Origin of the sequence: Virgisporangium aurantiacum, assembly GCF_016863635.1 — a bacterium.
GTDB lineage: Bacteria > Actinomycetota > Actinomycetes > Mycobacteriales > Micromonosporaceae > Virgisporangium > Virgisporangium aurantiacum.
On the sequence record NZ_BOPG01000012.1, the window covers coordinates 223,401 to 244,200 of the forward strand.

The window sequence follows — 20,800 nt, forward strand, 5'->3', positions numbered from 1 at the left end:
CGTCGTTTATGCGCGGCGGGTGCGGCGGCGGCCGGGGAAGCGGACCGTGGCCAGCGCCGCCACCGCCAACGCCGTCGCCAGGAGGACGGCCCAGCGGTCGTGCGCCGGCGCCCAGGCCGACCCGCCGACCTGGGTCACCAGTTCGATCCGCTCGGGCAGCAGCAGCGCGCCGATCAGCAGGAGCAGCGCCGCCGGCGCGGCGATCGGGCTGGTCACCCCGCGGGCGGAGCCGCGCCACAGGCACACCGCCGCCGCCAGGCCGACCGCGGCGAACGTCGCCGCCTCCAGGGTCAGGTCGCCGAGCGGGAGGCGGCTGCCGGCCCCCTGTTCGGCGCCGGCGACGGTGACACCGAGCGTCGCGGTCCACCAGAGGGCGGCCGCGGCGGCGGCCCACAGCGTCCGGACCGCGGTGACCAGCCCGAGCGGTGCCGGGACGGCGACGGTGGTCGGTTTCGCCGGGTCGTCGAACAGGAAGACGATGCCGACACCGAGACAGGCCGAGGCGATCCGGAGCAGGCCGACGAGGTCGTCGGGCTGCAGGGCCGTGGGCGTCAGCGAGGGGACGGCAGGGATCGCGAAACCCACGGCGGCGGCGGCGCCGAACGGCAGCCAGCGGGCGGCCCGCAGCAACGGGACGGCGAGCAGCCCGGCGACGGTCAGGAGGCGCACCCGACGGTCCTCTCCTCGGGGGGCGGCTGGGCTGCGACGGGCACCCCGAGCAGTGCGGCGAACCGGTCGACGCCGGCCGTCGGGTCGGTCAGCGCGGCCCAGTGCTGCCGCACGAGCGTGGTGGCCTCGCCGACGGGTCGCTTCAGCAGGGCCAGCCCGGACGCCGCGTCGCTGTCGGGAACGCTGACGCCGATGCGGGTCAGCACCGGGTCGCCCAGGCTCAGCGAGCCCCAGCTGAACTTGTCGGCCTCGCGGAGACCGGCGGCGATGTGCCCGCCGGCCTGCCCCACCAGCCAGACGACCAGCGCGCCCCGCGCACCGCAGACCAGCCCGCTGCCGTTGTCGGGACTCGCGCCGGTGATCAGGCGGAACGCCACCGCCGCGGCGAGCGCCGCGGCCGCCCGGTCGGACCACTCGGTGCCGATCGGGACGGCGTCCGGCATCCCGGCGGTGCGGTCGTCGTCCCGTCGGACCGCGGCCTCCGCCTGCAGCTCCTCCAGCGAACTGCTCGACCCCAGCCACTCGCCGTCGACCGGAATGCGCTGCCGCACGAACAGGGCCGGACCGGCGGAGGGCATCGGGCGCCGTACCGCGCGGACCGTCTCGGCCCAGGCGTCGATCCACGGGGTGAAGTCGTCGAACGCGCAGTACGTCGACCCGTCGACGGTCCGGCAGGTGTGCAGCGGCGCCGGCGCGGCGACCGCCGCCGCCCGGGCCCGCACCACGTCGGTGTTCGCCGGGACCTGCACCGCCACTCCGGCGACGACCAGCGCACCCGCGAGCCCGCCGGCCACGGAGACAGGGACGCCCCGCGCACCGGCCCGCACCAGCGCGGCGACGGCCAGCACGGCCGTCACCCCGACGACGTAGACCAGGTGACCGGTGGACGGCCGATCGACCAGCTCGGCCGGCAGCGCGTACGGCGGCGTACGGAAGATCAGCGGCAGCACCGCCATCAGCGGCCGCGCGGGTGTGCCGGCGACACCGCCGATCAAAACGAGCACCAGGATGCCCAGCACACCGACCGGCGCCACCACGACGCTGCGGACGAGCCCGGCGAGCCCGATACCGATCACCCCGAGCAGCAGCACCAGCGCGGGCGAGGTGAGCACCTCGGCCCACTGCGGGCGGCCCGCGGCACCCGGCAGCGCGGCCGACACCCCCAGGCGCAGCAGCACCAGCACCGTCACCAGGCCCCCGGTCGGCAGCAACGCGAGCAGCAGCCCGGCGGTCCGCCGCGCCCGCGACATCGTGAGCACACCGAAGAACTCGTCGACGTGATGCCGGTGCGCCCGCAGCGCGCCCAGGTTCGCCGCGACCATCACCGCGCTGCCGAACAACAGCAGCACGAGGAACTGCAGTTCCAGCGCGGCATCGCGGAGCCCGGGGTAGCGGTCGTCACCCCGGGCCAGGAAGAAGAGCCACGGCCCCAGGAACAGCACCGACGCGGCGAGCACCAGCGGATGGCGGACCAGCCGGACCGACTCGACCCGCGCGAGCGCAAGCATCGGCCCGCGATGGTCGACCACGGGCGCCGGCCGCTCGAGAAGCGCGGTCACCGTTCGACGCCCACGAGCGTGAGGTAACCGTCCTCAATGGACGGCTCGAGGAGATCCGCGCCGGACGGCGGGTCGCCGACGTGCCGGAACAGCCCGCTGCCGGTGCGCCACGAGGCGAACGCGTCGGGTTCGCGGGTGCCGCTGGTCCACACCCGGCCGGCGGCCAGCGCGGCGAGGTCGGCCGGTGGACCGGAGAACCGCACGCCGCCGTGGTCGAGGACGATCACCTCCCGGCACAGCGACATCACGTCCTCGGTCTGGTGGGTCGACAGCAGCACGGCCCGGTTCTCGCCCAGGTCGGCGAACAGCTCCCGGAACCGCATGCGCTGCTCCGGGTCGAGGCCCACGGTCGGCTCGTCGAACACCAACAGGTCGGGGTCGCCGACGAGCGCGGCGGCGAGGGCGACGCGCTGGCGCATGCCGCCGGACAGGGTGCGGATCCGCTTGCCGCGCCGCTCGGTGAGCCCGACCGCGTCGAGCACCCGGCGGACCTCGGCGTGCCGGGTCCGCCGGTCGGTCAACTCCTTGAGGATCGCGACGTAGTCGACGAACTCGAACGCCGTGAACGACGGGTGGAACCCGGGGTCCTGCGGCAGGTAACCGAGCCGGCGCCGGGCGGCGAGCCGACCGGGACCGGTCTGCGGGTCGTGTCCGTAGATCGACAGCTCGCCCGCGTCCGGGTTGATCGCCGTCGCGACGATGCGCAGCAGCGTCGTCTTGCCGGCGCCGTTCGGCCCGAGCAGCCCGGTGACGCCGGTGTCGAGCGTGAACGACACGCCGTCGAGCGCCGTCGTGCGGCCGTACCGCAGCGACAGGTTGGTCGCCCGTAACGCGACGGTGGTCGCGGTGGTCGTCATCGGTTCCTCCGGGTGAGGGGACGGTGGGGGAAGCGGCCCGTGTCGAACGCGGCGGCACGACGACGCAGCCCGAGGGCGGCGACGGCCGCACCGACGGCGATGACCGCCTGGCCGGCGAGGGAGAAGAGCACGGCGTTCGTCGACAGGCCGGTGACCACGACGAGCACCAGCCACCCGGCGCCGACCACCGACGCGGCGGGCACCGGGCCGAGCCGCGGCGCGAGCATCAGCGCCGCCGCGGTGAGGCCGAGGGACGGCAGGAACCAGCCGACGATCGGCAGGCCCTCGGTGGTCATCGTGAGCGTGGCCGCGGCGGCGAGCAGGGAGACGACCGACAGCACGGCGAAGCACCGCAGCAGCACCAGCCGGAACGTGTGGATCGGTGCCACCACGGTCAACTCGTAGGTGGGATCGGTGCGCGGGCCGAACGCGGCCGCCACGCCGAGCAGCGGCAGCAACGGCGTCAGCACCAGGAACACGATCGGGTCGGCGAGATGTGCCAGGCCGGCCGTGAGCGCGATCGTCACCGCGACGGCGGAGAGCCACGACAGGCGCAGCGCCGGGGTCGCGGCGAGCAGCCGGGCGGTGGACTCGGACACGCCGACCGCGACGAGCATTCGCTCGACCGGACCGGGAAAGGGCGCGTCCAGCTCGGCGTCGAGGCGGTTCCACCCGTCGTCGGCGAGCGCCGGCGACGCGGCGGCGGTCAGCCGGGCCCGGCAGTCCTCGCACGCGGCGAGGTGCGCCTCCACCGACCAGGTGAACGGCGCGGCGAATGCTCCGGTGGCGTATCCGGTGAGGTCGGAGTCGGTGAGATGCCAGGAGGTCATGTCAGCTCCTGTCGGAGTTGCCGGCGGGCCCGCATCGCCCGGGTCTTGACGGTGCCGGGCGGGATGCCGAGCAGCACGGCGGCCTCGCCGGTGGTCAGGCCGTCGAGGACCGTGGCCTGGACGACCGCGCGCAGTTCCGGCGAGAGCCGTTCGAGTGCCCCGCCGAGGTCACCGTGCTCGACGCCGCGCAGCACGAGGTCCTCCGCCGACGACGCCGACGAATCGGTCGGCGGGCGGAACCAGGACAGCATCTGCCGCAGGCGTTCGCGGGCGCCGTGCCGGCGCAGCGCGTCGACCAACCGGCGTGACCCGATCCGCCACAGCCACCCCGCGACGTCGCCGGGTTCGCGGTAGTGGGCCGCCCCGCCGCGCCACAGGTCGAGGAACGTCTCCTGGACGACGTCGTCGACCAGCGTCTCACCGGTACCGCAGCCGCAACGTCAGCCACACGGAGTGACGCCGGTAGAACGCCTCGAAGGCGGCCCGGTCGCCGACGGCGATCCGGGCCAGCAGATCGGCGTCGCGCGGCGTCGGTGTCACACCCCATCATCGTCGCGAGGGGGCCGATCGGTTCACGGTCGGACCGGTCAGGCGCCGGCTTCCTGCTGGCGCTGGTAGTTCTCGTTCTGGCGGAGAGCCTCTTCGAGCTGGTCCTCGAGGATGATGATCCGGCAGGCGGCTTCCAACGGGGTGCCCCGGGCGACCAGGTCCCGCGCCCGGACGGCGAGTCGTAGCTGGTAGCGGGAGTAGCGGCGGTGCCCGCCGCCCGATCGGAACGGGGTGATCAGTTTCGCCTCGTCGAGGCGGCGCAGGAAGTCCTGCGTGGCGCCGGTGATCTCCGCGGCGCGGCCCATGGTGTAGGCGGGGTAGTCGTCGTCGCCGAACATGTCATCCGGTGGGGCCATCCAAAAACTCTCCGTGAGGGGTCCTACTGAGGGGCAATACGAGGGCCCCGGCGCGGAAGCGCCGGGGCCCAGGGCTATAGGTCGAAAACACCATCTACCGACAGTTTCGTCGGGTTGTCGTATCCACACCCACCACCATGAGCAGTTTGGGGTGCGAGGATCGCATAAGCGTGACCGGAGACCACCTTTCTTCGATGGAAGCTGCGGTGTCCGCCCCAAAACTCGAAATACGTTCCGGCGACGGGCGATCCAACGGTGTTCAGCCCTCCCTTTCCTCTGCTTCCAATGTTCGTACTTCCAACTGCGGTACTTCCAACTGCTGTCCGCCGCATCGAAACCTCACGCAAATTCATGGTTCCGAACACGTGCGGCGTGCCGAGCGAGCCACGACATGGGGCCGATGGCTCCGCTAACGCTCGGTAGTCTGCGTTTCCGCATCTCCTCCGTCAACTCCAAGAACATTAGCCAACCCCGGCGAGAATGTCTAGTACGCCGGCCATAGATTTTCTCGGCCCGAAGCCGGTGGTGGCGATCGTCGGGCAGCAGGTGTCGAGCGAGCTCGGCAGCGCGTACCAGCGACCGGGCCTTCCGCGTCGCCCTGACCACCCGCAGCCCCACCTGCGTCGTGCTCCCCCACGACGTCCAGGTCGCGCCGGCACCCGACGGGCGAGTCGCTGCCGTTCCACACCGGCGTCATGGATCACGGCACCACCGCGAGCGCCGAGCTCATGAACACCTGCGGCACCCTGCTCCGCTGCTGCCGCCGCTGCGTGCATCCGAAGCATCGCCGCGATGTACGCGGGCCTGGCAGCCGAGGACGGCGCCCTCGCCCGGCGGGCCGAGGCCCACCTGCGCCGCGAACGCGCCGACGAGGGCTTCACATCGTGAGGTTGTCGAGGATGACGATGACGATCCAGACGGCGAAGGGCATGAAACAGCACCAGAATCCGATGAAACCGAAGAACTCCTCCACAGCCGGCTCACCTCCACCACCAGGATCCCGACCGGGTCGGGCAACCTCCCACCCGCTTTTGCATGCCCTTAACAGTCCGTTCTCTCAAATCGCGCACAGCCCGGGGCGCCATCATGGTCGGATGACTGCGCCCTACTACCGCGACGACCTCGCCTACGTTCACGACCGCGGGTACGGCTTCCACGCCGAGAACTGCGCGCCCGGTCTGCTGGCGCTGCTGGAACCGGTGCGGCGGCGGCAGGGGGTGGTGCTGGAGATTGGCTGCGGCAGCGGCCTGTTGACGAAACTGCTCGTCGACGCGGGCCACCGGGTGATCGCCACCGACGCGTCACCGGCGATGCTCGACCTCACGCGCGCCGCCGTGCCCGGTACCGAGCGGACCGAGGTCCTGACGCTGCCCGACGACCCGGTCCCCGCGGCCGACGCGGTCGTCGGCGTCGGGCACGCCCTCAACTACCTGCCCGACGCCGACGCGATCCGCCGTGCCCTGGTCGCGCTGGCCCGCGCGGTGCGGCCCGGCGGCGTGCTCGCCGTGGACCTGTGCGACCTGGCCTGGGGCACCGCGCGCGCCGGTGCCCCGGCGCAGGGCCGGGTCGGCGACGACTGGGCGATCGTCACCCGGTTCAGCCAGCCGTCACCGGACCGGTTCGACCGCGACATGACCACGTTCGTCCGGCAGCCCGACGGCACCTACCGCCGCGACGACGAGCACCACCGCAACGTCCTCGTCGACACCGCCACCGTCGCCGCCGCTGCTGCGCGAGCACGGCGTGACGGCGACGATCGGCACGTCCTTCGCCGACGACGCCCATCCCCTGCCGACCGGGCTGATGAGCGTCGTCGGTCACCGCGCGTAGCGACAGGCCGATCGACGACGGTCGTGCGGTCCGATGGTGCGCTCGTCGTACGATCCCTGTCATGGGGCGGTGGTGGGCGCGGGCTGTACGGCCGGCGGCCGCCCTTCCGCGGGAGATCACAATCCGTGGTCAGTACGTGTGGATCACCGCCCAGACGAGCGGCCTCGTCGTCCGGCGCCGGTCCGGGCTCGCCGCGTGGGTGCCGGTCTGCACGCTGGCATGGGTCGATATCGAGACGATGGAGCTCGATCCCCGCACCCACATGTTGTGCGTCGCCACCCGGTTCACCCGCGGCCACCGGCCCCTGATCGACCGGACCCACCTGACGCCGGACCAGTGGCTGGTCCTGCGCGACGCCGTCGCCGAGTGGACCGGCCAGGCCGTCCGGATCGACCTGGCGCACCTGGACGTCCCGGCGGGGCCTCAGCTTCCGCCGGACCCGCGGTCGTCGAGCACCAGCGGGGCCCGCCCGTCGACCCGGTAGCGGACGTGGGTGACCTCGGGCGTGTGCACCACCCGGACCGGCGTCAGCTCGATGGCCTCCTTGTCGGCGAGGTCGAGGTCGGCGTCGAGCAGGCGCATGCCGGTGCCGAGCACCACCGGGACGATGTGCAGCTCCAACTCGTCCAGCAGCCCCTCCTGCAGAACCCGCCGCAGCACCGTGCCGCCACCGGCCACCGCCACGTCCTTGCCCCCGGCGGCCTCCCTCGCCCGCGCGACGGCCTCGGCCACCCCGCCGGTGACGTACGTGAAGCTGGTGCCGCCCTTGCGCTGCAGCGTCTCGCGCGCACGGTTGGTCACCACGAACACCGGCGCCCGGAACGGCGGCTCCTCGCCCCACGGGATTTCGCCGCCGTCGGCCATCCGCCGCCCCATCACGTACGCGCCGGCCGCCGCGAAGTGCTCCGCGACGATGTCCGAGTTGGTGTTCTGGTCGCCGCCGGCGAACCCCTGCCGCTCCCGCCACGCCATCGCGTCGATCACCCACCGCGTCACCCGGAAGAACCCGGCCGACTCGGCCGATTCCATCCAGTCCCGCCCGGAGCCGTCGAATCGCGGACCGGCGTAGAAGCCGTCGAGCGACACCGACATCTGCGCGATCACCCTGGTCATGCTGCTGCCCCTTCCCTGCCGAGCGACCCGGCGGCCGCTTCCCGGGACAGACGGAGCCGGCGGGCCGGTCTCGACATCGGGCGGCTCAGGCTTTGGCGCGCGCCAGCAGGAAGTCGAGCACCGACGGGGTGAAAGCGGCGCCGAGATTCGGAATGTGGACGCCGCTGTCGATCGTCCACGTATATACCGCCGAACCACCGCGACATCCCGACGCGACCTCGCGCACGGCGGTCTCCGCTCCCGGCAGGTCCGCGATCACGTCGAGCGCGGCCTGGTCGGCGCCGGGGCCGGCGCATCCGTCGAGGGAGGCCCAGTCGGTGGCCGTGCGGGTCGCCGACGGGTAGGTGTGCTGCGAGAGCGTGCCGCCGCCGTACAGGATCGTGCGGTCGGCGGTGCCGTGGATCGCGAGCACGCTCACCGGATCCGATGGCCGGCACCGGGAGATGTCGTTCCACGTCGAGCCGGCGAGGGTCGCGATCGCGGTGATCGTGTCGGCGTGGTCGCAGGCCATGCGGAACGACATGAACGCGCCGTTGGAGTGGCCGATCAGGTAGACGCGACGGGCATCAATGGAATACCTACGTTTCAATGCGTCGATGACGTCGTGCAGGTAGCGGGCGTCGTCGACGCCCGTCCCGTACAGGTCGCAGCAGGTGTCGGTGGCGTTCCAGAACCGCTTGTCCGTGCGGTCGAGCGTGCCGTCGGGGTACGCGTAGACGAACCCGCGCCGGTCGGCCTCGGGCGTGATCCGGAAGTACCTCTCCTGCAGCGAACCGCTGGCCGTGTACCCGTGCAGCAGCATCACCAACGGCAACGGCGTACCGTCCACATAGGACGGTGGAAGATGCACGGTGACGGACCGGTCGTCCACCGTCACCGTTTCGGTGCTGGCGTACGGCTTGCGCGCCGCGTTCCCGGCGGAATCGCTGGTGAAGCGCCCCGCCACGACCACCACCGCGACGACGATCGCCACCACGACGAGCGCCGCCACCACCCACCCGACGACCCATTCGGTGGCCGGGGCGCGCCGGCCCGCTCCCACGCCGTCACCTTAACAGCGCCGGCGGCCGCGGCCCATGCGCCGAGGATCGACAGTCTGAGCGACATTCGGGTTGGCGTAGGCTTCGGGACCGGCAGAGGGTGACCGCCGGTCGGCCACCGGGAACGGGGACGCGCGATGGAGAACACGCCGACGCACGCGCAGCCGGGCGACGGCTCGCCGATGCCCTGGCAGCAGGGCCCGCCGGCGCCGGTACCGTCGCCCCCGGCCCCCCAGCCGTATCCGGCAATGTCACCGCAGGCCGCGCCGGCCCCGGCGATGCCACCGCAGCCGGCGCCGTGGACGCATCCCGACGCACCGCCGGCGCCGCTGCGGTTTCCGCCGTCGGCCCGCCGCCGGCGACGCCGGTGGGTTCCGGTCCTCGCCGCGGTGATGGCGGTGCTCGTCCTCGGCGGTGCGGCGGCCGTCGCCTGGCGGCTGGCCGGTTCCGACGAGGCGGCGATCCGCACCTCGGGGCCGGCGTCCGCTCCGCGCCAGAGCTCGCAGACCCCCTCGCCCGCGCCGGACCCCAACGGCGACGAGTTCGACGGTCCCCTCGACGAGCGGTGGGGCGTCTACGGGTCGACGTCGCCCAACGGCAGTGTCTGGGCGAAGGACGCGGTGCGGGTCGAGAACGGCATTTTGCGCATCACCGGCACCGGCCGCAATCCGACCGGCAGCGGGAACGTCGCCGGCGGGCTGTGCTGGTGCGGCGCGGGCGGCAACCGGACGTCGGGCGTGTGGACGGTGCGGGCCCGGTTCGACGCGGGCGCGGGCTACGGTCCCGGGCTGATGCTGTGGCCCGAGTCCGACAAGGCGACCGACGGGTTCGCCACCTTCGCCGGCCTCCGCGAGGCCGACCGGAAGACCGTGCGGTCGATGGTCATGTGGGGCACCGCCGGCAGCAAGGCGGAGGCGACGCTCGCCGGCGACTTCACCCAGTGGCACATCTTCCGGATCGAGTGGCGGGCCGGGTCGCTGCGGATGTTCGTCGACGACCAGGTGCTCTTCGACTCCGCGAGCCGGCCCGGCATCGTGGTGCCGACCGCGCCCATGCACCTGGTCATCCAGGTGGTGGTCGGACCCAAGGACGGCGTGCCGGCCGCGAACGCGAACACGCCCGACACCGTCGTCACGGAGGTCGACTGGGTGCGCTACACGCCCTGATCGAGTTCGGCGGCGCGGCGCAGGTCCTTCGGGCGTCCGACGGCCCGGCGCATCCGGATCAGGTCGGCGCGGTCGAGATAGTGGACGTCGAAGCCGTCGGCGCGGGCCGTCCGGCGCCGGGCGAGGAAGTCCGCGATCGGCAGGTCGCCCCACGGCAGGGCCGGTGTGCAGCAGTCGCCGCTGGCGTCGGCCGTGCGGAACTGCACCTTGGGCAGCGCGAACGACGCGGGGTCGCACGCCACCGGCCGTCCGTCGTCGTCGGTGAGATCGGCCGCCACCGACGCGAACCCGGCCGCGAGCGCGGCGGCCTGCCCGGCGTCGCCGGTCCACAGCAGGTCGAGGTCGCCGGTCAGTTCCCGGGAACCGTGCAGGATCCCGGCGACCTGCCCCATCACGACCACCTCGGCGCCGTGCCGGGCGAGCGCCCGCAGCAGCGGAAACGGGTCGAAGCCGATCGCGTCGTCGGTGGCGACGGTGCCCAGCGTGTCGTCGGCGTCGTCGTGCGATCGGTGCGTCCGCGTGCGCCCGCGGGTCTCCTCGGCAAGTCGCCCGACCGCGTCGCGCAACCGCCCGACGGCCTCGTCATCCTGTGTCATCCGCCTGATTATGGACGGTGCCGCGCGCCGGCGCGGTGGTCACGGCCGCAGGTCCGGCCAGCGGTCACGCAGGTAGGTGAGGACGGCGAGCACGCGCCGGTTCGCGTCGTCGGTCGGCGGCAGGTCCAGTTTGGCGAGGATGTTGCCGACGTGCTTGCCGATCGCGGCCTCCGACACCACGAGGATCCGCGCGATCGACGCGTTCGAGTGCCCCTCCGCCACCAGCGCCAGCACCTCGCGTTCGCGCGCCGAGAGCCGGCCGACGGGGTTGCCGAGCAGCCCGCGTACCACGTCCGGATCGATGACGGTCCCGCCGTCGACCACCCGCCGCAGCGCCGACACGAACTCCTCGACGTCGACCACCCGGTCCTTGAGGAGGTAGCCGACCCCGCGGCCGACCCCCCGGCCGACGCCGGAGGTCAGCAGCGCGGTCGCGTAGCCGTGCTGCACGTACTGGCTCAGCGCGACCACGGCGAGGTCGGGGTTCTCCTTGCGCAGCAGCACCGCCGCGCGCAGGCCCTCGTCGGTGAAGTCGGGTGGCATGCGGATGTCGGTGACGACTAGATCGGGGCGCACGGCCCGGACGGTGTCCACAAGGGACGGACCGTCGCCGACGGACGCGACCACGTGGAACCCGAACCGTTCCAGCAGTCCCGACAGTCCTTCGCGGAGCAGCACCCCGTCTTCGGCGAGGACGACACTCACGGACATGGCAGCTCCACCCGGAGGATGGTCGGCCCGCCGGCCGGGCTCGACAACAGCATCCGCCCATCCATGACGGCGACCCGGTCGGCGAGTCCCGTCAACCCCGAGCCGCCCGACGGGTCGGCGCCGCCACGGCCGTCGTCGGCCACCTCGACGACGAGGGTTGCGTTGTCGAGGTGGGCGGTGACGGTCGCGCACGTGGCCCCGCCGTGCTTGGCCACGTTGGTCAACGCCTCGGCGACGACGAAGTAGCCCGTCGCCTCCACGTGACCGGGCGGTCGCCGCGGCAGCTCGGCCCGCACCGTCACCGGAACCGGTGCCCCACGGGCCAGTTCGCGCAGCGCCGCCGGCAGTCCGAGTTCGGTGAGCACCTGCGGCCGGATCCCGTGGATCAGTTCGCGCAGCTCGGCCATCAACTGCTTGGCCTGGTCATGCGCGGTCGCCACCGCCGACGCGGCGGGCGTGGCGGGCGGCAGGTCGAGCCGCGCCAGCCCCAACTGGAGGGTCAGCCCGACGAGTTTCTGCTGCGCCCCGTCGTGCAGGTCGCGTTCGATGCGGCGGCGCTCGGCCTCGAACGCGTCCACCAGCCGGGCCCGCGACCGCGACACCTCCACCAGTTCCGCCCGCAGCGCCGCGTCGGGTGCCGTCGTGAGCAGGGCCCGCGCGGCCGCGCCGTGCGCGCCCGCCACCAGGGCGAGAAGATACGGGACCGCGAACAGCGCGCCGGTTCCCGCCACCGAGAACGGGATCGCCTGCCGGGCGGTGGTGATCGTGACGACGCCGAGCGAGATCGGTCCGTCGCTGACGAGGGCGGGTGCGCCCGCGCACACGAGGATCAGCATCAGGGTGACGGCCAGTGCGCCGTACAGCACCGGGACGGCGGTGACGAGGACGACGGCGTAGGCGAACTCCCGCCAGCCGACCCGTCCACCGAGGCGGTGCCGTAACCGGCGCACGGCGTCACCGGAAAAGACGACGCGGCCCGGCGCGAGCGGACGGTCGTCGACCAGCCGCAGCCGCAACCGCTCGACCACCGCGACCGGTGCCGCCACGAGCGGACCGAGCCCCGCGACCAGACCGGCCCCGACGAGCAGCAGGAGCAACGAGTCGAGCGGACCGGCGTCTCCTGTGGACAGTCGCCGCAGCAGCAGCGCCCACGGGAAACCCAGGATCAGCAACGGAATCCCGACACCCATCGCGACCGGTACGGTCGTGACGAGGTAGCCGGCCGACCGCCACGGCCAGGCGGTGAGGGGGAACCGCCGCTGCCGGACGGACGCCAACGCGGAGACGGGCATGCGGCGACGCTAGCCCGTCGGCCGGCGGCGGTTCCATCCGTTCACGGCTACCTTCCGGGTATGCCTGGGTATACCCGGACGCGGTGACCACGCGTAGTGCCCCGGCGGCGGTCGCGATGGTCTGCTTCCCGCCGTGAAATCACTGGTCGCATACTTCTCGCTGGCGTTCGGCCTGACCTGGCTGGCGTGGCTGCCGTACATCCTGTCCGAGACCGGGCTCGACGTGCTGCCGATCCGCTTCCCCGAGGTGCTCGGCAGTTCGCAGACCCTCGGTCTGCTGCCGGGCGCGTACCTCGGCCCCATCACGGCGGCGTTCGTCGTCACCGCCGTGGTCGACGGCCGCCCGGGGCTGCGCCGCTGGGCGGCCCGGTTGGTGCGGTGGCGGGTCCCGGTGCGCTGGTACGGGTTGGTGCTGCTGTCGGTTCCGGTGGTGGGTGTGTTGTCGACGCTGCCGCTGTCCACCTCGGTGTCGGCCCCGTCCCTCGGTACGCTGCTGGCCGTCCCCGTGGTGCTGGTGCTGCAGTTCCTGACGACCGGCGTCTCGGAGGAGCCGGGCTGGCGCGACTTCGCCCAACCCCGGTTGCAGGACCGGTTCGGGCCGTTGCTCGGGTCGCTGATCCTCGGACCCCTGTGGGGGCTCTGGCACCTGCCGTTGTTCTTCAGTGAGTGGGCCGGCTGGCCCGACGTCAACTGGTGGATGGCGGTCGAGTTCGTCGGCTCGGCCGTACTGCTCAGCATCGTGATGACGTGGTTGTTCAACCGCACCGGCGAGAGCCTGCCGGTGGTGATGCTGTTCCACGCCAACATCAACACGCTGTTCTCGCTCGTCTGGCCGGAGCTGTTCCCGAACCTCGACGCGTTCAGCGACTCGTTGCACGCCCTGGCGATCGGCTCCGGCGCCTGCGCCCTGATCCTCCTGGCCACCACCCGGGGCCGCCTGGGCTACCGCCGCCGATCTTGCAGTGATGGTGCCTCACAAAACGGGTCGAAGACGGGCGACCCTGACACCACAACTGCAAGATCGGCGGGGATGAGGGGTTAGCAGCAGCGGACGTTGGGTTTCGTCTTCGCCTGCTCGAATTCGCGTCTCGTGAGGACGGGTTTGCCGGTGTGCTGGCGGTGGCGGTGGGCCAGGTACAGGTCGTACGCGTCCTCGCCCATCACCGCCTTCACGTACCACCAGGTCTTCGAGAGGATCGTCGTCATGTCTCCTCCCGGGCGGCGCCGGCCTTGACCAGTTGGCGCTCCTCGGCCGTCGGGATCAGGCCGTCCGGTGCGACCAGCGTGGACTTCTCGAACGGCGCCTCCGTCGTCGGCAGCGGCTCGCGGGCGCGCGCCGCCTTGACGCACATCCGCAGCCCGTCGGCCAGCACGATGATGATGAGCAGCGCGAACAATGCCGCCAGGATGCCGTCCAACGTGGAGTTGAAGATGATCGCCTCCATCTGGTCGGTGGTCTTCGCCGGTGCGAGGATCTTGCCGGCGTCGAGCGCGTCGGCGTAGCGGTCGCGCTGGGCGAAGAACCCGAGGCGCGGGTCGTCGGAGAAGACCTTCTGGTAGCTGGCCGTCAGGGTCACCGCGGCGTCCCAGGCCAGCGGGAGCCCCGTCACCCAGGCGTATTTGACCTTTCCGGATTTCACGATCAACACCGTCGCCACCATGAGCGCCACCGCCGCCAGCAACTGGTTGGCGATGCCGAACAGCGGGAACAGCTGGTTGATGCCGCCCAGCGGGTTGCTGACGCCGGTGTACAGGAAGTAGCCCCACGCACCGACGACCACGGCGCTGGTCGCCCACACGCCCGGCCACCAGCTGACCCGTCCGATCGGCTTCCACACGTTGCCGAGCGTGTCCTGCAGCATGAACCGGCCGACCCGGGTGCCCGCGTCGACGGTCGTCAGGATGAACAGCGCCTCGAACATGATCGCGAAGTGGTACCAGAACGCCTTGGCGTCGTCGCCGCCGATCACCCCGGAGAAGATCTCCGAGATGCCGACCGCCAGCGTCGGCGCGCCACCCGTGCGGGCCACCAGCGTCGGTTCACTGACCGCCGCCGACGCCGCCGCCAGGTCCTGCGGCGTGATCGTGAAGCCCAGGTTGGTGACGGCGGTCGCCGCCGACTCGAACGTGGACCCGACCACGCCGGCCGGTGCGTTCATCGCGTAGTACAGGCCCGGGTCGAGCAGCGACGCGGCGATGATCGCCATGACGGCGACGAACGACTCCATGAGCATGCCGCCGTAGCCGATCAGCCGGATCTGCGGCTCCTTCTCGATCATCTTCGGCGTGGTGCCGGACGAGATCAGCGCGTGGAAGCCGGAGAGGGCGCCGCACGCGATCGTGATGAACACGAACGGGAACAGCTCGCCGGCGAACACCGGACCGGTGCCGTTCCGCGCGAAGTCGGTGATCGCCTCGTTCTTCAGCTCCGGCGCGGTGACCAGCACGCCGATGGCGAGCAGGGCGATGGTGCCGACCTTCATGAACGTCGACAGGTAGTCGCGCGGTGCGAGCAGCAGCCAGACCGGCAGCACCGACGCGAGGAAGCCGTAGATCGCCAGGCAGATCACCAGCGTCTTCGGCGTCAGTGTGAACGCGTCGGCCCAGCTCGACTCCTGCACCCAGCCGCCGGCGACGATCGCCAGCACCAGCAGCGCGACGCCGATCAGCGTGGTCTCGACGACCTGGCCGGGCCGCAGGTACCGCATGTAGACGCCCATGAACAGGGCGATCGGGATGGTCATCGCGATCGAGAACGTGCCCCACGGCGAGTTGGCCAGCGCGTTGACCACCACCAGCGCGAGCACGCCGAGCAGAATGATCATGATGATGAACACCGAGACGAGCGCGGCGACGCCGCCGATCGGTCCGATCTCGTCGCGGGCCATCTGGCCCAGGCTCTTCCCGTTGCGGCGCATCGAGAAGAACATGACCACCATGTCCTGCACCGCACCGGCGAAGATGACGCCGATGATGATCCACATGGTGCCGGGCAGGTAACCCATCTGCGCGGCGAGCACGGGCCCGACCAGCGGACCGGCGCCGGCGATCGCGGCGAAGTGGTGCCCGAGCAGCACCCGGCGGTCGGTGGGGTGGAAGTCGATGCCGTTCTCGAGCCGCTCGGCGGGAGTGGCCCGGTTCCGGTCGACGCCCAGCACCTTGTAGGCGATGAAGCGGGCGTAGAAGCGGTAGGCGATCGCGTACGAACAGATCGCGGCGATCACCAGCCAGATTGCGGAGACGTTCTCGCCTCGGACGAGGGCGAGCACGGCCCAGGCGATCGCGCCGACGATCGCGACGACGGTCCAGATGGCGATGGTGCGCGTTGGGGGAAGTTTGCGCGTTGGCGTATCGACACTCATAACCTGCTCCTCGGGGGTGAACAGCAGAAAGATCGACGGAACCTCATACTGCGCTATACCGACCGAACCAGTCGAGTACCTTCTGGTAGACGGCTGCGGCGGCCGTGGCGTCGTAGCGCTGGCCGGTGTCGTTGAAGAACGCGTGGTTGGCGCCGTCGTAGGTCACGATCTCGTGCGGGTTGCCCGCCTTCTCCAACGCCGCCCGCGCCGTGTCCCGGGTCGCGTTGACCCGGTCGTCGAGGCCCGCGTACACGCCGAGCACGGCCGCGCCCTTCGACCCGGCAAGATCGCCGCCGGACGGGAACGGCCCGTAGAACGGCGCGGCGGCCGCCAGTCGCGGCTCCCCCGACGCGAGCAGCGACCACACCATGCCGCCGCCGAAGCAGAACCCGATCGCCGCGGTCTTCTTTCCGGCGACCCGCCGCTGCAACTCGCCGACGCCGGCCTTCAGGTCGGCCATGAACCGGGCCGGCGGGGCGGCGTTCAACGCGGCGGTGGCCTGCGCCGGATCGGTGAACTTCGCGGTGCCGCCCTCCGCGGAGAGCAGGTCGATCGCGAGCGCCGAGTAGCCGCTCGCCGCGAACCGGCCGGCCACCGACCGGATGTGGTCGGTCAGCCCGCGGTTCTCGTGGATCACCAGCACGGTGCCGCGCGGGTCGGCCGCCGCCGCCCAGGCACCCTGCAGCGTCCGCCCCTCCGGCCCGGCGAACGTCACCGCCTCGGTCGTCAGCGGAGCGGGCCCGGCCGGCGCGGATCCCGACGGTGACGTCGAGGGAGCCGGTGCCGGCGCGCCGGACTCCTTCTCGGAGTCACAGGCGGCGAGCATCGGCGTCGCCACCGCCGCACCGACGCCGAGCAGCGACAACCGCCGCAGCGCCTCCCGCCGGTCGATGAGCCCGTCGGCGTAGTCGACGACGACCTCGCTGGTCAGGTATTCCGCATGCTCGGTCATGTCCAGAACGTACCGTTTCCGCCGTTAGATCGCCTCCTTCAGGTCGCCTCCTTCAGGTCGCCTCCTTCAGGTCGCCTCTTTCAAGCTGCCGAGTCGCCTCGCCTCGGTGACCAGCCGGCTCGACCCGCCCCGGGCCGCGACCTCCGCCAACCCGGGCACCGGCAGCACCACGCCGGTAGCGGCGGCCGTCTCGGCGGCGAGCGTCAGCAGGTCGGGCGTCCCGGCCGGGGGTTTGGGCACGGCCAGCAGCGGTGGCAGGGCCGCGGCCAGGATGCGCCACGTCGTCAGTCGCGCACCGACCGCCGCGGCGTCGCGCAGCGGTGACACGCAACGCGACGCGGTGAGCTTGCCGTGCCGGGCGAACTCCCCCAGGTGCGTGCCGACCCCGACGGGGTCCAACCGACCGGACGCGGCGAGCGCGAGCACCCCGTCGAGTGCCGCCACCCGATCGGGCTCGTGCCGGGCGGCCAGCCCGTACGCCAGCGCGACGTCGACGGCCGTCCCGCCCTCGCCCGTGCACTCGGCCACCAGCGGCAGCACGGCACCGGCACCGGCGAGACCGACGTCGGCCGTCGCGGCGACCCCCGGCTGGACCCAGGCCGCGACCAGCGCGCGGTAACCGGGCAGCACCGCGGGCCACAGCCGGGCGGCCGGGTGCGGGTCGTCGGCGGTGGCCCGCACCGTCAGCAGGCCGAGCAGATCCTTCGTGCCGGCCGCCGGCCTCGCCTCGACGACCACCCGCCCGTCGGGCGCCGCGGCGGGCTCCCACCGCTGGACGCCGTCGAACCGGGAGACCGTGGCCAGGCGGTACTCCGGCCGGGGCAGCCCGCCGCCGCGGAGCCAGGCGGCGAGCCGGTCGCCGGCCGGGGTGCGCAACTTCGTGGCGCGGGCCGCCGCCTCCTCGTCGACGACGGCGGGCAGCCGCAGCAGCGCCTGGACGAGATCGGCCGGCCACGGCTCCCGGCCGCCGGCCGCGGCGAGCCGGTCGAGAAGCGTCGACGCGTCGACGGCGCCGTTCGCCCACACCGGCGTGGCCAGCAGCCCGGGACGCGGGTCGGACCGGACCCGCTTCCCGATCTCGGCGAGCCGGCTCAGCAGGACCGCGTGCGGTGCGGGCATCGTCGGCACCGGCCAGGCGCTCGCCAGGCGGCCGGACCGCAGCGCGTTCAGCAGGCGGGTCCACTTCCCCCACCGCGGCTCGTCGTCGACGACCGCGTGCAGCGCGACACCGAGCGCCCCGTGCAGGCAGCCGCGGTCCCACTGGTGCTCGACCAGCAGGCCCTCGACGCGGTCGAGCACCGGTGCCAGGGCCCGCGCCGTGGCCGGCTGATCGGTGCCGGCGAGCCGGACCAGGCCGTCGAGCACCCGGTCGAGCGCCGGTGCGCCGGGAATGGCGTCGTGGTCCGGTACCAGGGCGGCGATCTCCTCGGCCAGTTCGTCGGGGTCGGTGATCGGTGGTGGGGCCGGGGCGGGGGCGGGCGGCGGCAGGTCGTCGCCGACGGGTGCGGCGATGGCCACCGGCGCCGGCCCGAGGCCGTGCTTCGTGGCCAGGGCGGTCGCGCGGTCGCGGACGTCGCCCGCGGGGTGGTCGGCGGCGACCGCGATCACCTTCGCGATCTCGACGGCGCGGTGCCGATGCTGCCTCGCGAGCGTGTCGAGCCAGCCCAGGTGGGCGCGCACGAGGGCCTTCTCCGGCCGGACGAGCACGTCGCGCGACGCGTCGAGCACGGCATCGAGCACGGCATCGAGCACGGCATCGAGGTCGGGCGCCGCGGAACGCAGCACCCGCTGGGCCATGACGGCCACCGGCGCCGGTGCGTCGACGAGCAACCGGAGGTAGTCGCCGGTGCGCCCGGCGATCTCGGCGGACGTCGGAGCGAGCGCCTCGTGCAACGCGACGAACACCCGCAGCGCGGCCGGCCGGTCGCCCCGCAGCAGCCGGCCGAGGCAGCCGCCGAGCAGCGCCAACCGGTCGAGCCGACCCTCGGCGGCGAGCGTGGCCAGCGCGTCCGGGAAGGCGGGCCGGTTACCCGGGGAGATCTGGAGCGACCCCAGCACGATCCCGAGGCCGTCGACGTCGAAGACCCGCGGCAGCAACGGGTCGAGAAACGGATCGGCACGCAACCGGTCGACCAGGCGGAGCCCGCCGGGCCCACCCTGCCAGAGCACGTAACCCGCCCAGAGCTGGACGAACGCGTCGCCGGTTGGCGGCGGCGCCTGCTCGTGCACCAGCAGCGCTGCCGGGAACTCGAAGGTCAGGACCGACCCGTCGCGGCGCAGCCGCTCGGCGATCCGGTATGCCAGGTCGGCCAGCCAGCCGACGCCCCGCTGCTGCGCCATCGCGATCACCGGCCCCGCCGCCGACCTGTCGAGGACGACCGAACGTCGCACCAGCACCGCGGCCGCCTTCGCCGCCGACGGCGCACAGCCGACGGTTGCCACGGCCAGCGCGGTCGCGTGGGGTGACGACCAGAAGTCCCTGCCCCGCACGAGTTCGGGCAGGCCGGCCGCCACGGCCCTGCGGCCGGCGTCGTCGAGCCCGCCCACCGCGCGGGCGACGGCGCCGACGTCTCCCCTGTCGACGAGCGTCCGGACCTCGCTCATCGGGGCGCCGTCATCGAGACCGCGAGCGCGTGCTTGCACGGGCCGCGCTGCCCGTGGTGCTTGGCCCACCACGCGCACGTGCAGGTGTACCCGCCGTCGGGCCGCCGCCGCACCCGGTAGATCTCCGGACCGCTCCGGATCGTGGCCGCACCGTCGCCGTCGGCGGACACCGCGCCGGCCTCGATCAGCGCCCGGGCACCGGTGAGCCGCGGGTTGTCGCGCTCGGCGCGGCCGGCGTCGTACGGCAGGGAACGGTGGAAGTAGGCGCCGTCGGCGACGTCGTAGCCGACCCGGCCGGCGGTACCGAGATGCGTCAATGCCGCCCGCACCCGACCGGCGTCGATGCCGGCGTCGGCGGCCAGCGCGTCGACGTCGATCGTCGGATCCCACGACAGCAGCGCGCCGACGAGCGCGGCATCGTCGGCGACATCATCGGACGCCAGCGCGGCGAGCACCGCACCCTCGCCGGAGAAGCCGCGGTACGGCTCGGGCGAGAGCGTCACCGACAGGCGCAGCTCACGGGCGTCCAATTGCCAGGTACTGGCCACCGGCGCCGACCCGGCGCCGACGCGCGGACCGTACACCCGAAGGCCGGTGGCGAAGCGGAGCGCGCCGCGCAACGCGGCCAGGCGCCCGGCGCCGGCCAGGCAGACCGCACCCGGCGCGGGCCGCGACGTGAGCCGCAACGTGCGCCCCGACGGCACCGCCCAGAGCACCGAACGATCATTGCCGCCCGGCAACCGGCGCAGGAACGCGGTGGCGTCGGCCGCCGACAATTCGGCAAGCGGCTCGAAACCGGCGGCGAGCACGTGCACCTCGGCGAACCCGCGCAGCCAGCGCGCCGGCAGCGGCACCTTCTTCTCGACGACCGCACCGTCCATCGTGGACACCGTGAGATCGTCGGGCCCGACGGCGAGATGCAACGGATCGAGACCGGCGACGCGGGCCAGCGCCTCGCGCAGCGGCGGGTTCACGTCGACGTTCGTGGTGCCGTGATCGAGAATCTCGCCGTCGAGCCCCGGGGGCAGGACGTCGAGCCGCGCGTACACGCCGCAGCAGCCGGAGAACGACTCGAACCGCAACCGGTCGCTGCTTCCGGTGACGACCGGATCGAGGCTGGCCGGCGCGACCGGCTGGAAGTAGCGGGTGCGGGCGACCTCGGCGACCGCGAGCAGCCCAGCGGCCGCCGCGCGCGGGGTGGTGAGGAACCCCGAGAAGAACCGCGGATTGAGCGCCGGGCCACCGGACGTCTGCAGCGCCAACCCACCCATGTCCAGAACGGACGGGCCAAGATAGCGGAGTGTCTGCATGTCC

The 20,800-nt window shown here is 72.8% G+C and carries 20 protein-coding genes; 3 read left to right on the plus strand and 17 right to left on the minus strand.

Annotated elements, in window-relative coordinates:
• Positions 1-6: 6 nt before the first annotated feature.
• The 7 genes from Vau01_RS09885 to Vau01_RS09910 are packed head-to-tail and all read right to left on the minus strand — an operon-like array spanning position 7 to position 4,820.
• Positions 7-669 carry a hypothetical protein gene (locus Vau01_RS09885; RefSeq protein ID WP_203989585.1) on the minus strand — a complete coding sequence of 221 codons (663 nt, stop codon included), beginning with the start codon at positions 667-669 and terminating at the stop codon, positions 7-9.
• Positions 657-2,228 carry a hypothetical protein gene (locus tag Vau01_RS09890; RefSeq protein WP_203989587.1) on the minus strand — a complete coding sequence of 524 codons (1,572 nt, stop codon included), beginning with the start codon at positions 2,226-2,228 and terminating at the stop codon, positions 657-659. Before Vau01_RS09890 ends, Vau01_RS09885 begins: the two co-directional genes overlap by 13 nt.
• Positions 2,225-3,085, minus strand: coding sequence for an ABC transporter ATP-binding protein (locus Vau01_RS09895; protein ID WP_203989589.1), 861 nt, complete (start codon positions 3,083-3,085; stop codon positions 2,225-2,227). Before Vau01_RS09895 ends, Vau01_RS09890 begins: the two co-directional genes overlap by 4 nt.
• The gene (locus Vau01_RS09900) at positions 3,082-3,915 is read right to left on the minus strand and encodes a cupin domain-containing protein (RefSeq protein WP_203989591.1); all 834 of its coding nucleotides are present in this window, start codon (positions 3,913-3,915) and stop codon (positions 3,082-3,084) included. Before Vau01_RS09900 ends, Vau01_RS09895 begins: the two co-directional genes overlap by 4 nt.
• Positions 3,912-4,328, minus strand: a complete 417-nt coding sequence (locus tag Vau01_RS09905) for an RNA polymerase sigma factor (RefSeq protein ID WP_373320226.1) — start codon at positions 4,326-4,328, stop codon at positions 3,912-3,914. Before Vau01_RS09905 ends, Vau01_RS09900 begins: the two co-directional genes overlap by 4 nt.
• A 4-nt stretch (positions 4,329-4,332) precedes the next feature.
• Complete coding sequence (locus Vau01_RS65210) at positions 4,333-4,455, minus strand: hypothetical protein (RefSeq protein ID WP_373320210.1); 123 nt, start codon at positions 4,453-4,455, stop codon at positions 4,333-4,335.
• A gap of 47 nt (positions 4,456-4,502) precedes the next feature.
• Entirely contained in the window at positions 4,503-4,820 is a 318-nt protein-coding gene (locus tag Vau01_RS09910) for a helix-turn-helix domain-containing protein (protein ID WP_203989593.1), read from the minus strand.
• A gap of 1,094 nt (positions 4,821-5,914) precedes the next feature.
• Between Vau01_RS09910 and Vau01_RS09915 the strand changes: the two genes are divergently transcribed.
• Positions 5,915-6,958: a class I SAM-dependent methyltransferase gene (locus Vau01_RS09915; RefSeq protein ID WP_203989595.1), complete on the plus strand. Its 1,044-nt coding sequence runs from the start codon at positions 5,915-5,917 to the stop codon at positions 6,956-6,958.
• A gap of 115 nt (positions 6,959-7,073) precedes the next feature.
• Here Vau01_RS09915 and Vau01_RS09920 read toward each other — a convergent pair whose 3' ends face one another.
• The gene (locus Vau01_RS09920; protein ID WP_203989597.1) at positions 7,074-7,763 is read right to left on the minus strand and encodes a dihydrofolate reductase family protein; all 690 of its coding nucleotides are present in this window, start codon (positions 7,761-7,763) and stop codon (positions 7,074-7,076) included.
• A gap of 85 nt (positions 7,764-7,848) precedes the next feature.
• Positions 7,849-8,805 carry a CE1 family esterase gene (locus Vau01_RS09925; protein ID WP_203989600.1) on the minus strand — a complete coding sequence of 319 codons (957 nt, stop codon included), beginning with the start codon at positions 8,803-8,805 and terminating at the stop codon, positions 7,849-7,851.
• Between the two features lie 135 nt (positions 8,806-8,940).
• Here Vau01_RS09925 and Vau01_RS09930 point away from each other — a divergent pair, with 135 nt between their 5' ends.
• The gene (locus tag Vau01_RS09930; protein ID WP_203989602.1) at positions 8,941-9,969 is read left to right on the plus strand and encodes a glycoside hydrolase family 16 protein; all 1,029 of its coding nucleotides are present in this window, start codon (positions 8,941-8,943) and stop codon (positions 9,967-9,969) included.
• Here Vau01_RS09930 and Vau01_RS09935 read toward each other — a convergent pair.
• Genes Vau01_RS09935 through Vau01_RS09945 form a run of 3 tightly spaced genes read right to left on the minus strand, consistent with a single transcriptional unit; the run spans position 9,957 to position 12,568 of the window.
• Positions 9,957-10,565 (minus strand): hypothetical protein, encoded by a 609-nt coding sequence (locus Vau01_RS09935; RefSeq protein ID WP_203989604.1) that lies wholly within the window; start codon positions 10,563-10,565, stop codon positions 9,957-9,959. The two genes, Vau01_RS09930 and Vau01_RS09935, sit on opposite strands and share 13 nt — an antisense overlap.
• Positions 10,566-10,604: 39 nt before the next feature.
• A complete protein-coding gene (locus Vau01_RS09940; protein WP_203989606.1) occupies positions 10,605-11,276 on the minus strand; it encodes a response regulator transcription factor in 672 nt (223 codons plus the stop codon).
• A complete protein-coding gene (locus Vau01_RS09945; RefSeq protein ID WP_203989608.1) occupies positions 11,267-12,568 on the minus strand; it encodes a sensor histidine kinase in 1,302 nt (433 codons plus the stop codon). The genes Vau01_RS09940 and Vau01_RS09945 overlap by 10 nt, the downstream gene beginning before the upstream one ends.
• Positions 12,569-12,701: 133 nt before the next feature.
• On the opposite strand from Vau01_RS09945, the gene Vau01_RS09950 reads away from it, so the two are divergent.
• Complete coding sequence (locus tag Vau01_RS09950; RefSeq protein WP_203989610.1) at positions 12,702-13,610, plus strand: type II CAAX endopeptidase family protein; 909 nt, start codon at positions 12,702-12,704, stop codon at positions 13,608-13,610.
• Here the strand turns inward: Vau01_RS09950 and Vau01_RS09955 are convergent.
• The 5 genes from Vau01_RS09955 to Vau01_RS09975 form a co-directional block, all read right to left on the minus strand.
• A complete protein-coding gene (locus Vau01_RS09955) occupies positions 13,607-13,774 on the minus strand; it encodes a CstA-like transporter-associated (seleno)protein (protein ID WP_203989618.1) in 168 nt (55 codons plus the stop codon). The genes Vau01_RS09950 and Vau01_RS09955 overlap by 4 nt on opposite strands.
• Positions 13,771-15,930 carry a carbon starvation CstA family protein gene (locus Vau01_RS09960; protein ID WP_203989620.1) on the minus strand — a complete coding sequence of 720 codons (2,160 nt, stop codon included), beginning with the start codon at positions 15,928-15,930 and terminating at the stop codon, positions 13,771-13,773. Before Vau01_RS09960 ends, Vau01_RS09955 begins: the two co-directional genes overlap by 4 nt.
• A 43-nt stretch (positions 15,931-15,973) precedes the next feature.
• On the minus strand, positions 15,974-16,882 hold the full coding sequence (locus Vau01_RS09965) for a dienelactone hydrolase family protein (protein WP_203989622.1): 909 nt from the start codon (positions 16,880-16,882) through the stop codon (positions 15,974-15,976).
• 66 nt (positions 16,883-16,948) lie between these two features.
• On the minus strand, positions 16,949-19,486 hold the full coding sequence (locus tag Vau01_RS09970) for a DUF6493 family protein (RefSeq protein ID WP_239151462.1): 2,538 nt from the start codon (positions 19,484-19,486) through the stop codon (positions 16,949-16,951).
• On the minus strand, positions 19,483-20,796 hold the full coding sequence (locus Vau01_RS09975) for a DprA-like winged helix domain-containing protein (protein ID WP_203989626.1): 1,314 nt from the start codon (positions 20,794-20,796) through the stop codon (positions 19,483-19,485). Before Vau01_RS09975 ends, Vau01_RS09970 begins: the two co-directional genes overlap by 4 nt.
• Positions 20,797-20,800 lie beyond the last annotated feature (4 nt).